This window comes from Streptomyces sp. NBC_00076 (genome assembly GCF_045041235.1).
Lineage (GTDB): Bacteria > Actinomycetota > Actinomycetes > Streptomycetales > Streptomycetaceae > Streptomyces.
Map to the genome: position 1 here is coordinate 4,611,669 of NZ_CP108242.1, position 14,066 is coordinate 4,625,734.

At 70.3% G+C, this 14,066-nt stretch carries 8 protein-coding genes; 5 read left to right on the forward strand and 3 right to left on the reverse strand.

Features of this window, described 5'->3' with window-relative positions; translation table 11 throughout:
• Window positions 1-103: 103 nt before the first annotated feature.
• Window positions 104-859 carry a GPP34 family phosphoprotein gene (locus OHA64_RS20790; protein WP_405615170.1) on the reverse strand — a complete coding sequence of 252 codons (756 nt, stop codon included), beginning with the start codon at window positions 857-859 and terminating at the stop codon, window positions 104-106.
• Window positions 860-1,257: 398 nt separating this feature from the next.
• Here OHA64_RS20790 and OHA64_RS20795 point away from each other — a divergent pair, with 398 nt between their 5' ends.
• Entirely contained in the window at window positions 1,258-3,957 is a 2,700-nt protein-coding gene (locus tag OHA64_RS20795) for a D-alanyl-D-alanine carboxypeptidase (RefSeq protein ID WP_405615172.1), read from the forward strand.
• Between the two features lie 155 nt (window positions 3,958-4,112).
• Window positions 4,113-6,083 (forward strand): MFS transporter, encoded by a 1,971-nt coding sequence (locus tag OHA64_RS20800; protein WP_405615174.1) that lies wholly within the window; start codon window positions 4,113-4,115, stop codon window positions 6,081-6,083.
• Between the two features lie 34 nt (window positions 6,084-6,117).
• On the opposite strand, the gene OHA64_RS20805 is transcribed toward OHA64_RS20800, so the two are convergent.
• The gene (locus OHA64_RS20805; RefSeq protein ID WP_405615176.1) at window positions 6,118-7,344 is read right to left on the reverse strand and encodes an RNA-guided endonuclease InsQ/TnpB family protein; all 1,227 of its coding nucleotides are present in this window, start codon (window positions 7,342-7,344) and stop codon (window positions 6,118-6,120) included.
• Window positions 7,345-7,676: 332 nt separating this feature from the next.
• On the reverse strand, window positions 7,677-8,516 hold the full coding sequence (locus tag OHA64_RS20810; RefSeq protein WP_405615178.1) for a hypothetical protein: 840 nt from the start codon (window positions 8,514-8,516) through the stop codon (window positions 7,677-7,679).
• Window positions 8,517-8,654: 138 nt separating this feature from the next.
• On the opposite strand from OHA64_RS20810, the gene OHA64_RS20815 reads away from it, so the two are divergent.
• The 3 genes from OHA64_RS20815 (at window position 8,655) to OHA64_RS20825 (ending at window position 13,868) form a co-directional block, all read left to right on the forward strand.
• Complete coding sequence (locus tag OHA64_RS20815) at window positions 8,655-9,440, forward strand: SDR family oxidoreductase (RefSeq protein WP_405615180.1); 786 nt, start codon at window positions 8,655-8,657, stop codon at window positions 9,438-9,440.
• Window positions 9,441-9,600: 160 nt separating this feature from the next.
• The gene (locus tag OHA64_RS20820; RefSeq protein WP_405615182.1) at window positions 9,601-11,178 is read left to right on the forward strand and encodes a sodium:solute symporter family protein; all 1,578 of its coding nucleotides are present in this window, start codon (window positions 9,601-9,603) and stop codon (window positions 11,176-11,178) included.
• 119 nt (window positions 11,179-11,297) lie between these two features.
• On the forward strand, window positions 11,298-13,868 hold the full coding sequence (locus OHA64_RS20825; RefSeq protein WP_405615184.1) for a WD40/YVTN/BNR-like repeat-containing protein: 2,571 nt from the start codon (window positions 11,298-11,300) through the stop codon (window positions 13,866-13,868).
• Window positions 13,869-14,066: the final 198 nt, after the last annotated feature.

The following is a 14,066-nucleotide window of genomic DNA, read 5'->3' on the forward strand; positions in this document are numbered from 1 at the left end:
CTCCCGGACCGGTCTGGGGGACTGCGGTGCGGCGCTCGGCGGTGCGTGGTGCCCTGCTGCGGTGCCTCAATGCTGTTGTCGTGCGGTGCCGTGGAACTGTGGCTCAGTGGGCCACGGCGCGCGCCATGGGTCCGCGGCGCGGTTGCATCGGAACGCCGTGCGCGGGCTCCGGTGCGGGCCTGGCTCCGGGGGCGACCTGACGGCCGGCCGGTGCCGGGCTGCGGCGCGGCTGGACCGCCACGCCGTTCTGGACGTCCATCACCGCGTGCGCGACGAGACCGCCCATGGGGTCGTGCCTGATCAGATCCCTGAGCCGGGAGCGGGAGGACCGCCCCTCGTTCCCTGGGTACAGATGCTTGCCGAGGCCTACCGCGTGCGCCAGTGCGGCGAGCGCCGCGGTCCGCGGGTCCGGCGGAACGCCGGTGCGTATCGCGGAGTCCAGTCGGGCTCTGATCTCCCGGCTGATCTCGGTTTCCGTCGCCTGATAGCGAGTCGTCGGCAACACCCCGCACATCTGGCCCGCCACGGCATGCACCATGCCGCACCGCTCCAGATACGAGAGGTAGGTCTGGCGCAGCCCGAGACGCGGCCCGCCAATCCAGTGGACGGCCCGTACGGGAGCGCCACGCCTTCGCAGCAACTCCAACGCGCAGTCCAGTGTTGGATCTCCTGTCGGCCGTGGCGACACCACGGCGATACGATCCCCGTCTGGGGCTATCCGTCCGGCCAGCGCCAGCTCTACTAGCTGTGCTCCGGCCAGACCAAGGTCGAGCGACTGCGGCTGTGCGGTGGTACCCGTGGTCGGGTCCAACGCCAGCAACAGAAGCTCCTCCGGAATCGTTCTGCGGCTCCTGCCCATCCATGCCTCCCCGCGTGGATGAATGACAGGGTGACCCCTCTCACATTGGTCTGTCGAGGGTGCGTTACCTGTTTGTGAGGGAACCAGTAGGTATGTCGTTCTCGTCTACCGCTTCGGTCAAGCCCGCACACAGGACACTGGTACATGGTTCGGACAGCGCGTGAAGCGGTGTCCCGGGCGGCTGTTCACGATTCGGTAGCCACGCGGAGGGCGTGTGGCGCATGGAGGAGGCATCGGTGGCGGGCGAGTCCCCCGACAGGTCGAAGCAGCACGAGTCGTCGGTAGAACCGACGTCGGGGAGTTCGGGTCCGGTTCCCGAAGCCAGGAACGAGAAGAGCGCGCCCCGTGACCCGCGGGTGTCCATGGCCCGCGAATCGGCCTCGAAGGCGCGTGGCGGCGTGGACACAGCGACGCGGGTGCTGTCCGTGAGGGAGCTCGCGGAGGCCACTGAGGGGGCCGAGGAGGCCACGGAGGCCGCACAGGAGCCCTCTGAGGCGCCCGAGGCAGCCTCGGACGCCGACGCCGCCGGAGAGGCCGGGAGCGCGGACGCGACGGACTCCGGTTCCGTGGGCGAGGACTCGGACACGCCTGACGGGCCCGACGATGCCGACCCCGCCGCCCCCGCCGACGAGGACGCGACCGGCGCCGACCCCGAGGGCGAGGACATCTCGGACACGCCTGACGGGCCCGACGATGCCGTCACCGACGTCGACGAGGACACGACGGACGCCGACTCTGAGGCCTCGGACGCCTCCGACGCCCCGGACGGCGACGACGAGGCCGCCGGGACGGGAGACGCCCGCCTGCGGGACGTGGTGGCCGCTTGGGTGGCCTCGGCGGACGAGGAGCCCGCGGCTGCCGCCAAGGACACCAAGGACGCGAAGGCGGACGAGGCGGACGAGGCGGACGGCGAGGGTGCCGACGACGCGACCGACGCTGCGGACGAGGACAGCGCCGACGAGGCCAGCACCACGGATACGGCCCAGCCCGAGGCCGAGACGGACCAGGCCGACCAGACCGACCAGGCGGACGGCACCGGTGCGGACAAGGGCCCCGAGGGCGCCGTAGAGCCGACAGGAGACGGCCCCGAGAGCGGAGCCGACACCGAGGCCGAACCCGAGGCCGAGTCGGACACCGAGGGCGAATCGGACACCAAGGCCGAGTCGGACGGCGAGGCCGAAGCAGCCGACGCCACCGATGACACTACCGACGCGGCAGACGCAGACGCAGACGCAGACGCAGATGCAAACCCCGCAACGGACCTGGCCCCGGAACCGGACGAGTCTCCGGCTGCCGAAAAGGACACCGACGGCGAGGGCGACTCGAAGGCCGACGCCGAGACCGACACGGGCACCGACACCGCCAAGGCGACCGACGAAGCCGACGCGGCCGACAAAGCCCCCGCTTCCGAGAAGCCCCCCGTCGATCAGCCCACCGCCGTCTTCAAGGCCCCACGCCCCTCCGCGCCCGCCGTGGATCAGCCGACGACCATGTTGAAGCTCGGCGACGCGGCCAGGGCCAAGGACCCCAAGGCGCCCAAGGACCAAGCCCCCGAGGACCGAGCCCCCAAGGGCCAGGACCCCGACGCCAAGGACTCCGACGCCAAGGACCCCCAGGCCAAGGACCCCGAGACCGACGCGGAGCGGACCAGCACCTTCGTCGCGCTCAAGCCGTTGGACGACCCCTCGGCGCGGAAGCCGAGGGCCGCCGACGCCACCACCGCGCTGCCGCGGGTGACGAAGCCGCCCGCCGACCCCACCGCGCCCGCGCCCGCGCCGCAGCTCGGGCCGGAGCGGACGACCCAGCAGCCGTTGCCGCCGAAGCCGCCGCTGGACCTGCTGGCGGAGCTGACGAACACGCCGCCGCCCCCGGACACCCCGGTCCGCACGGCCCTCCGCCGGGTCAAGATCTGGACCCCGCTGGCCCTGCTGCTCATCGTCGTCCTCGCGGTCGCACAGGCCGTACGCCCGCTGCCCGCCCCCGAGCTCCAGCTCACCGCGTCGGACAGCTACACCTTCAAGGGCGACAAGGCCGACATGCCCTGGCCGACCGACGGCCAGGCCGCCCTGGACGTGCAGGGCATCGGCAGCTTCGGCTCGTCCGGCGAGCAGAAGCCCGTGCCGATCGCCAGTGTCGCGAAGGTCATGACCGCGTACGTCATCCTGCGCGACCACCCGCTGAAGAGCGGCGCCGACGGCCCGAAGATCGAGATCGACCAGACCGCCCAGGACCAGTCGGACGCCGGCCAGGAGTCGACCGTCGACGTGACCAAGGGCGACTCCCTCTCCCAGCGCGAGGCGTTGGAGAGCATTCTGATCGCGTCCGCGAACAACATCGCGCGACTGCTCGCCCGTTGGGACGCCGGGTCGGAGAAGTCGTTCGTCAGCAAGATGAACGACGCCGCCAAGGACCTCGGTATGACCAACACGACGTACACCGACCCCTCGGGCCTGAACAACACCACCGTGTCCACGGCGGTGGACCAGGTGAAGCTGGCCAAGAAGGCGATGGACGAGCCCGCGTTCCGGGAGGTCGCCACGATGATGTCGTACGTCGACTACAAGGGCACCAAGCACGACAACTGGAACCGCCTGGTCGGCTACAACGACGTCGTCGGCATCAAGACCGGCACCACCACCTCCGCCCTCGGCAACCTCGTCTTCGCGGCGAAGAAAGAGGTGAACGGTGAGATCCGACGGGTCGTCGGCGCCGTGGTGCGCCAGCCCGCGGGCGGTTCGGACAACACCATCCTCGCGGGTGCGCTGGACGCCGGTGACAAGCTCATCCGAGCCGCGCAGGGAGCGCTCGACTCCGCCACGATCCTGAAGAAGGGCGAGGTCGTCGGGTACGTGGACGACGGTCTCGGCGGCCGTACCCCGGTCGTCACCACGAAGGACGTCACGGCCGTCGGCTGGGCGGGTCTCACGGTCAAGCTGACGTTCGCCGCCGACGACCTGCCGCACACGGCGAAGGCCGGCACCAAGGTGGGCACGCTCACCGTCGGTGACGGCTCCGGCAACGCGGTCAAGGTTCCGGTCGCGCTCCAGAAGGAGCTCATGGAGCCCGGCTTCACGGACAAGTTGACGCGTCTCGGCTGATCGGGACGGAGAAGTGCCGCCTTCGCACGCCGCCGACCGGAACCCGTCCCGGTTCCGGTCGGCGGCGTGCGTGCTAGCGTCACGAAACGGGGCAGGCGCCGCTGACGGGACGCGGCCGAGAACAGAAGACAGGACACCACGGGGAGTGCCTTCAGGTGGCCACAGCGGAGCCGACACGCGCCGACGAAACCGACCCGGGCCCGGGACCAGGCCCGCGAATACGGCTGCCCGCGCACCCGGGCGAGGACCACGGTCAACCCGACACGGGCACGGGAGCCGACACCGACACCGGTGCTGACACCAGCACCGGCGCTGAGGCCGTAGCAGACACCGGCACCGACCCGGGCGACGACGACAGCACCCACGACCCCGCCGAGGACAGCCGGCCGACCTCCCGGCTCGGCGCGGTCTTCGCCGCCGTCCGCGCGTGGGGACGACGTCACCCGGTCCTGTTCATCACCGCCTTCGCCGGCGCCCTGCACATCGCCTGGTTCTTCACCTTCGCGAACAGCGGGGGCGACCTCGCCGCGCAGGACGCGTGGGCAGAGTTCGTCGGCCGGCACCCGGACTCGGCCTACAACCTGGCCTGGTACGGCGGTATGCACCCGGTGTCGTACAGCGTGGTGTCGCCGTACCTGATGTCGGTGCTCGGCGTCCGTACGACGATGATGATCGCGGGGACGCTCTCGGCGGCTCTGCTGATGCTGGTCCTCCTGCGCTGCCGCCCGGTGCGGAAGCCGCTGTGGCCGGCGCTGGCGGGGGTCTTCGCGCTCCTGTGCAACGCGATCTCCGGGCGGGTGACGTTCGGGCTGGGCACGATGTTCTCGCTGGCCGCGGTCGCCGTCGTGTTCTGCTGGCCGCACCGCTGGCGCTACAAACGGTGGGCGAAGGCCCTGTGCGCGGCGCCGCTCGCCGCGCTGGCCACGATGGCGTCGCCGGTCGCGGGTCTGTTCGTGGGGCTGGTGGCGGTCGCGCTGTTCCTGCAGAAGCGGCGGCCGGGCGCGTGGGCGCTGGGTCTCGCACCGGCGGCCGTCGTGGCGGTGTCGGCATGGCTGTTCCCGTTCTCCGGCACCCAGCCGATGTCGATCTTCTCGACGATCCTGCCGCTGGCGTGCGCGGTGGCCGTGTTCGCCGTGGTCCCGCGCGAGTGGGAGACCGTACGGATCACGTCGGCCGTGTACGGGCTGGGGGTGCTGCTGGTGTGGCTGGTCAGCTCCCAGATCGGCTCCAACATCACGCGGCTGCCGATGCTGTTCGCGGGGGTCGTGCTGCTGGCGGCCCTGCCGTTCACGGTGCCGCGCTCGCGCAAGTGGTACACGCTCGTGCTGGCCCTCGTCGCCTTCACGGGGTGGATCGGCTTCAAGACGGTCGACGACATCATCCACACCACCCCGGCGGCGTCCTGGGCGCGTGAACTCGCGCCGCTGGTCAACGAGCTCCAGGAGGTCGGCGCGGAGAAGGGCCGGGTGGAGGTCGTGCCCGCCCGCTCCCACCGGGAGGCCTCCGCGCTCGCGCCCTACGTGAACCTGGCCCGCGGCTGGAACCGGCAGGCCGACATGGAACGCAACCCGCTCTTCTACGACGACACCCTCAACTCGGCGAACTACCACGAGTGGTTGCAGCGCTGGGCCGTGCACTTCGTCGTGCTGCCCAAGGACGAGCCGGACGGTGACGGAGGTCAGCGGGAACGGCAGCTGGTGCAGCGCGGGATGCCGTATCTGCGGCAGATCTGGGGCGACGCCAACTGGCAGTTGTTCATGGTGACCGACCCGGCGCCGCTCGCCGAGCCGAACTCGATCGTGGACCGGGCCGCACAGGGCGAGCTGACCATGGAGGTGAAGAAGGCGGGACGCATCCTCATCCGCATCCCGTACTCGCCGTGGCTGAGCATCGTCGACGCCGAGGGCAACAAGCTGAAGCCCCCGCAGGAGACGGACGCGTCGAAGGAGCGGGGCGAGGACGAGGCGAAGTCGTACGACAACGTCAACGGGTGCCTGATGGAGACCGCGGAGGACGCCGAGGGCGACAAGTGGACGATGCTGATCGCTCCGCGAGCGGGGACCTATCGGCTGGCGGCGCCCTACACCTTGCCGCGGGGTACTCCGTGCCCCGACGAGCTGAATTGAATCCTCGCCTCCCTGAAGGGAGGTGATTCCTGGCTCAGGCCGCCTCCTGGAGCAGCGCTCCTGGAGGTCTTCCGCCATCAATACCAGCCGGGTTGAGACCAGCCCGGACGAGCATCACGCGTGCGGAGTTCTTGTCCCGTGGGGACACCCTTCCGCACGTCGTGCAGGTGTAGGTGCGCTCTCCCAGCGGCAGTGCGTGCTTGGCTCTCGCATCGCAGTGCGCGCAGTCCATCGTGGTGTGCGCGGGGTGGACCAGGCGGATGTCCCGCCCGTGCTTGCGGCCCATCTCGATCAGAGCGGCTTTGGTGGCGCCGATCGCGGCGTCAGCGGCCTTGCGGGCCATGGTGGTCCTGGCCAGGAACTTCGGACGGAAGTCCTCCACAGCGACGGCATCGTGGTCGCTGACCACCTTCTTGGCCCACTTACGGCCGGTGTCCTCACGCTGCCTGGCGACCTTTTTGTACGCCTTCGCCCGCAGCTTCTTCGCCTCGCGGTAGCCCTTCGATCCGCGTTGTCCCTTCTTCGGCCTGCGGCGGGCCATCATCCGGTCGTACCGGGTCAGCTTGACCTGGGCCTTCCTGCCGTGCCCGGCGGGCGGCAGGTCGTGCGCGTCGGACGTGGTGGTCGCGGTCTCCTTCACACCCCAGTCGACACCGAGCACGCGACCGGTCTGAGGCAGCGGCTGGACCTGGGCGGGGACGACGAACGAGGCGTACCAGTGCCCGAGGCTGTCCCGGTACACGCGCACCGAGGACGGCTCCCCCGGCAGGTCCCGCGACCACACCACCGTCACCACGATGCCCCCGGCCAGGTACAGCCGACCGTCCTTCAACCGGAACCCGCGCCGGGTGTAGTTGAGGGTCGCCAGCGCCTCGCGTTTGGTCTTCCATTTCGGCATCCCGGCCCGGCGCGCCGTGGGCAGGCGCTCTGCGATGTCCTTGTGCGCCTTGGACCGTGAGCGGCCGAAGTCGCGGATGACCTGCTGCTGGACAACCGATGAGCCCTCACGCAGCCACGGCGTCCGGGCGCGGGCTTCGGTCAGCATCCTGTCGAGCTGCGCCGGACCACACGTGGCCTTCTGACCAGTCGCCTTGTTGCGCAGATGCACGGCCCTGGACTTGGCGACACACTCGTTCCACACCCACCGGCACCGGTCCCACTCCGCCACCAGCGCGGTGCCAGCCGTGGACGACACGCGCAGCCGGTACGTGTACCGGGCATGCCCGCCCTCCGCAACTACCCCCACCGCCGCCTGCACCATCTCGCCCCCTCACAGCGTCCCGGCCCAGACACGGTGCCGTCCCGAACCCTGCGAAGGACCGTATGTACGACCACCGCACACACGCACCCCAAACCCACAACCACCACCCCCACCAGCGACCACAGGCACACGCTTTCGCATCACCCCGGCGACACCGACAGCCGTACGGGCACTCCACGCCCTGATCCGGATACGGCGACACTCCACGTCGCGACACCCGGATGCGATTCCACCCCGGCATGAACGCCGGGGCCTCCTCGCAAGAAACAGGTGACCCATTCGGTCGGACCGGCCGCCGACGTCCCCCCGGGCGTCGGCGCCACCCGCTGAGCTCAGCGCAGCCGGTCCACGTACCTGTCCGTCCCCGGGATCGTCGGGACGAACGGCGCCAGCAGTTCCACCCTGCCGAGCCCCGACTCCCCCACCGCCTCCTCTAGGCCGCCGAAGTGCCCCTCCCAGCACTCCCGTGGATCCGTCTCCAGGAACCACAGCAGGGTCAGCCGGGTGTCGACGCCCTCGACCTGCTTGACGTACGTCATGCGGTCACCGGGGAGCGGGGTGGGCCGGAACACGGTCACCATCGCCGTCGGTGAGCCCGTCACCCGCTTCGGGAGGTGGCGGGAGACCAGCCACTCCAGCAACCGCGCCCGCTGGTCGGCGGATTCGGTGTCGACGACCTGGAGGACCAGGCCGGCGTAGGGGTGGTCGAGGGCGTGGAAGTCGCGGGGGCCCGCCGCGCCGTCCCGGTACACGGTCGCCTCGTGGTCCTGGAAGGCCGTGAAGACGTGGGTGCGGTCCCGGTAGACGCGGCCGTCGCGGTTGAGGCGCTTGTTGATGGCGACCGTCCAGCGCATGTGGTCGTCGTAGCGGCTGTCGGTGATCCAGTACGTGGAGAGGTAGCAGCCCGCGGTGACCGGTTCGGCGATGGCCGACTTCTCGGGTCGGCGCAGGAGTTGGAGGTCCCGGGTGGCGACCCAGCGGCGGCCGGCGTACATCCAGGGCATGGCCATCGCGCCGGCGTAGTAGTGGTCGTCCTCGTACCAGCGGTTGTACGCGTACTCGTGGCCCGGGTGCGGCTCGACCATGGTGATCAGGGCGTGGCCGGGGCGGACTCCGTACGGCCCTACGGCGGCCAGTTCGGCGTACGTCTCGCTGCGGGTGTCCTCGGGCATGGGCACTCCTCTTCCGCCTTCCCTTCCGTCCTCCTGCGGTCGTCCCTACTCTGACGCCCCGTCAGATAATTGGCCAGAGCCAGGCCGGAGACAGGCCGGAGACAGGCCGGAGTCAGGCCGGAGTCAGGGAGGACAGCGATGTCACTGCTCACCGGAAAGACCGTCGTCGTGTCGGGAGTCGGCGCCGGGCTGGGTCACCAGGTCGCGGCTGCCGTCGTACGGGACGGCGGGAACGCGGTGCTCGGCGCGCGTACCGAGGCGAACCTCGCGAAGAGCGCGGCCGAGATCGATCCCGACGGCACGCACACGGCGTTCCGGGCGACGGACATCACCGACGAGGGACAGTGCGAGGCGCTGGCCGGGTTGGCGCGGGAGCGGTTCGGGCAGATCGACGGGGTGGTCCATGTGGCGGCGTGGGACAGCTACTTCGGCGGGGTGGAGGACGCCGACTTCACGACCTGGCAGTCGGTGATCGACGTGAACCTGCTGGGGTCGCTGCGGATGACCCGGGCCTGCCTGCCGGCGCTGAAGGCGGGCGGCGGGTCGGTGGTGTTCATCGGTACGCAGTCGGCGGTGGCGGCACCGTCCCAGGTCCGGCAGGCGGCGTACGCGGCATCGAAGGGAGCGTTGACGAGCACGATGTACTCGCTGGCGCGGGAGCTCGGGCCGTACCGGGTGCGGGTCAACACCGTGCTGCCGGGCTGGATGTGGGGGCCGCCGGTGCAGGCGTACGTGCAGTTCACCGCGCACACGGAGGGGGTGCCGGAGAGCGAGGTGCTGGCACGGCTGACGGAGCGGATGGCGTTGCCCGAGCTCGCCTCGGACGTGGATGTGGCGGACGCGGCGGTGTTCCTGGCGTCGGATCGGGCGCGGGCCATCACCGGTCAGTCGTTGCTGGTCAACGCGGGGGAGTTGATGCGCTGACCTGATCGTTTTCAGCCAACCTCAAGTTCACATACTTGGACGTAGGACATCACTCAGAACTTTTTTACGCGCTCTTGACCTTCCTCGAGCTTGCCGTGAGCATGCTCACCACCCAGAGTTCACATGCCTGACCCTGGCGGCGGACCCTGGAAGGAGGCCCATGAACAGTCTCGACTGGGCCGTGCTCATCGGCTACTTCGGCGTGATGGTCGCGATCGGAATCTGGTCGCACAAGCGCGTGGACAACGTCAGCGACTTCTTCACAGCCGGCGGCAAGATGCCGTGGTGGCTGTCCGGCATCTCCCACCACATGTCGGGCTACAGCGCGGTGATGTTCACCGGCTACGCGGGAATCGCCTACACCTACGGCGTGACGTCCTTCGTCACCTGGTCCTTCCCCATCGCGCTCGGCATCGCGATCGGCTCGAAGCTGTTCGCGCCGCGCATCAACCGGCTGCGCTCGCGACTGCATGTGGCCTCCCCGCTGGAGTACCTGAAGAACCGTTACGACCTGAAGACCCAGCAGGCCCTCGCCTGGTCGGGCATGCTGCTGAAGATCGTGGACGTGGGCGCGAAGTGGGCCGCGATCGCGACCCTGCTGTCCGTGTTCACCGGGATCTCGCTCAACCAGGGCATCCTCATCACCGGCGCCATCACGGCCGTGTACTGCACGATCGGCGGTCTGTGGGCCGACGCGCTGACCGAACTGGGCCAGTTCATCATCCAGTTGCTGGCCGGCGTCTCGATGTTCGTCGCGGTCGTACTGAAGCTGAACGACAAGGGCATCGGCTTCTTCGGCGCCTGGGACGAGCCCGCCCTGCAGGGCCACGGCAAGCCCCTGGTCGGCCCCTACGGCACCGTCTTCCTGCTCGCCTTCCTCTTCATCAAGCTCTTCGAGTACAACGGCGGCATGCTCAACCAGGCCCAGCGCTACATGGCGACGAGCAGCCCGCACGAGGCCACCCGCTCGGCCCGGCTGTCCGCGGCCCTCTGGCTGATCTGGCCGGTAGTCCTCTTCTTCCCGATGTGGATGTCCCCGCTCCTGGTCCACGCCCAGAAGCCGGACGGCTCCGACTCCTACGGCCTGATGACCGAACAGCTTCTCCCGCACGGCCTGTTGGGCCTGGTCATCGTCGGCTTCTTCTCGCACACCATGGCGATGTGCTCCTCCGACGCCAACGCGATCGCCGCGGTCTTCACCCGGGACGTGGCTCCGGTGGTGTCGGCGCGGGCCCGGTCGTGGGGTGAACGCTCCGGGCTGATCGCGGCCCGGGTGACCACGGTTGTCTTCCTCGGCCTGTCCATGGCGGTGGCGACGCAGGTCAACTCCCCCGCCTTCAAGGACATCATCACCGTCGTCATCAAGTGGGTCGCCGGACTCATGGGCCCGATCGCGATCCCGATGATGCTCGGCCTGCTGCGTACGTTCCGCCGCTCCGGACCGACCGCGGCGCTCACCAGCTGGTCCATGGGCCTGCTCGCCTTCTGGCTGGTCAACTATCCGATCAACTGGAACGTCGACGGCGGCGTCCCGCTCGAGTACCAGGTGTCGATCCCGCTGGCCGTCTCCTTGGTCCTCTACATCCTCGTCGGCTTCCTGAAGCCGGAGGACACCCCGAACCGCCTGGCGATCATCGAGCGGGTCAACACGGACGACGACAGCAGCGCCGCGGCAGCGGTCCCGGCGCCGGCCCCGGCGGGCGACGACGTGGTGGGCACGACGCCGGTGAAGGACTGACCTCGCGCTCGGGAGCCCTCAACCGCCCTGTTTCCTGGAGCGGTTGAGGGAAGAGCTTTGCTGGATCATTGCCGCCCGGACATACCAGGGTTCAAGCAGTTGCTGTGTGATCACTGTTCATGAACCTGCCCCACCCCCCACTCGGAGTACGTGCGGCCGCCGTGGCCGCATGTGCCCTGCTCCTGGTCGCGGGCCGCGCCGACGCCGCGCCCCCCGCCCGCCCCCACGACCACCTCAGCCCCGGCCCGATCAGCCCCACGAGCACCACCACCGTCAGCGCGCTGACCGCGACCGACGGCGGTGACGACGACGGCGGCGGCGATGACGGCGACGACGGCGACCGGGACGACCCCACCGCCGGGTTCGCCCAGCAGGCCCGTATGAAGACGGCTCCCGGCGACACGGTCGGACCGGGCGCGCTGACCAACGCCTATGCCCAGGCAGGGAAGCTGCCGACCGTTCCGACCCGGTGGTCGGAGGCCACGAACGTCCCGCTCCAGCAGGAGGACAAGGAGTACGCCGACCCCGTCTCGTCGAACTTCGGCTCCGGATTCGGCCTCGTCAGCGGACGGGTCGCCGCACTCGCCGTCGACGGGAACACCGTGTACGAGGGCGCCGCCGACGGCGGCCTGTGGCGCTCGGACGACAACGGACAGCACTGGAAGCCTCTGTCCGACCATCAGCAGACCCTCGCCATGGGCGCCCTGGCCGTGAACCCGGCCGACCACTCCCTGTGGATCGGCACCGGCGAGCCCAGCAACTCCGGCGACTCCTACACCGGACTCGGCGTCTACCGCTCCACCGACCAGGGCCGCACCTGGAAGCAGGTGGGCAAGCGGATCGACGGCAGCATCGTTCCCCGGATCACCTTCGACGGCCAGGGACACGTCTACGCGGCCACCAACGAGGGCGTCCTGCGCCGCGCCGCCGACGACACCACCGCCGACTGGACGGTCGCCCTCGCCCCCGGCGCCCCGGACACCACCTGGTCCTCGGCCGCCACCGATGTCGCCGTACGCCCCGGAACCGGCGGACGGCAGGTGACCGCCGTGATCGCGCGTCAGTTCGTCGGCGCCGGCGACGCGAACGGCGTCTACCAGTCCGACGACTCCGGGAAACCCGGCACCTGGCACAGGGTCACCCCGACCGGCGACCTGGCGGGCGTCACCCCCGGCCGGTCGAGTCTGTCGTACTCGGCCGACGGCCACGAACTGTTCGCCCTCGTCGGTGACGCGTCGGGCGGCAGCGACCAGGGTGCGGTGTACCGCTCGGCCACCGGTGACGCGGCCGGGCCCTGGACGACCGTCGCCGACGAGGACGTACTCAAGGCGTCCGGCGCGCAGAACAGCGACCCGGCCGGCGCCGCCTGGTACAACCAGTACGTCGCCGTGGACCCCGCCGACCCCGACCACGTGTACGCGGGCTTCTCCGAGGTGTTCGAGAGCTGGGACGCCGGGAAGACCTGGGCGACGATAGGCCCGTACTGGAACTACGGCCTGAAGTGCTACACCGACGGCCTGATCGCGGGCGGCTGCCCGATGACCACCCACGCCGACCAGCACGCCATCGCCTTCGGCCCCGGCCACCGCGTCTACTTCGGCAACGACGGCGGCGTCTACGAGCGCTCGGCGACCCTGCGTCCGGACCCCGTGCTGCCCTCCGAGGGCTGGCGCAACCTCAACCAGGACCTGCGCACCCTCCAGTACTACGACGCCGCCTACGGGACCGACCCGGCGACCGGCGCCCTGTCCACCTGGGGCGGCACCCAGGACAACGGCAACGTGCTGAGCCTGCCGGGCGCGCGTGAGCTGTACCAGCCCTCGGGCGGCGACGGCGGCTTCGTCCTCATCGATCCGCGGAACGCCGACCGCGCCGTCAACGAGTACGTGGACCTGGACATGGTGCTGACCACCAACGGCGGACGCTCCGACGGCACCACGCCCTCCTTCACCAACATCTCCCCCGCCTGCGACTGGAACGCCGACCTCAAGGGCTGCGACCCAGGTCCCGAGTTCATCGCCCCCTACACCTCGGACGTCAGCGACGTGAACCACTGGGTCGCGGGCGGCCGTTACATATGGGACAACTCCGGCCACGGCTGGAACACCCGCTGCACCGCCACCTCCTGCGACTGGACCGCCGTCCACGACACCGGCGAGGACCACTCCGTCACCGCCCTCGGCGTGAACGGCTCGGTGACGTACGCGGGCTGGGAGGACTGGAGCGGCGACCAGTACGCCAGCGGCATCGACACCAACGCGGGCGGCACCTGGCACCGGCTCACCGCGCCGCTGCCGAACCGGTACGTCACCTCGCTCACCGTCGACCCGCACGACGCCCGGCACGTCTGGGCGACGTACGGCGGCTTCACCCGGTCGTACGTCTCCGGCGCGGGCGAGGGCCATGTCTTCGAGAGCAACGACGGCGGCACCACCTGGACCGACCGCACCGGCGATCTGCCGGACGCGCCGGCCGGGGCGCTCGCCCTGTGGCACGGCCATGTCGTCGTCGGCACGGACGTCGGCGTCTTCGCCGCCGCGCCCACCGCCTCCGGCTCGTACACCTGGTACCGGCTCGGCGGCGCCCTGCCCCACGCCGGGATCGTCTCCCTGGACGTCTCACCCGACGGCGGGCGGCTCCTGGTGGGGACACACGGACGCGGACTGTGGTCGGCGACGGCACCGCTGTGACGCCGATGATGTAACGCGGGACATCGACGGTACGAAATGAGGTCGGGGGGCGGGCGCCCGGTTCGGGCGTCCGCCCCCCGACCGCGGTGGCGCAAGGCGTCACTTCCGACCTGACCTCCATGGGAGACCAGTCGGGGTGCAGCCGAAGGGGACAGAGCCGGAGTCGGGGACGCCGTGCCCCGCCCTTTGATTGACGCC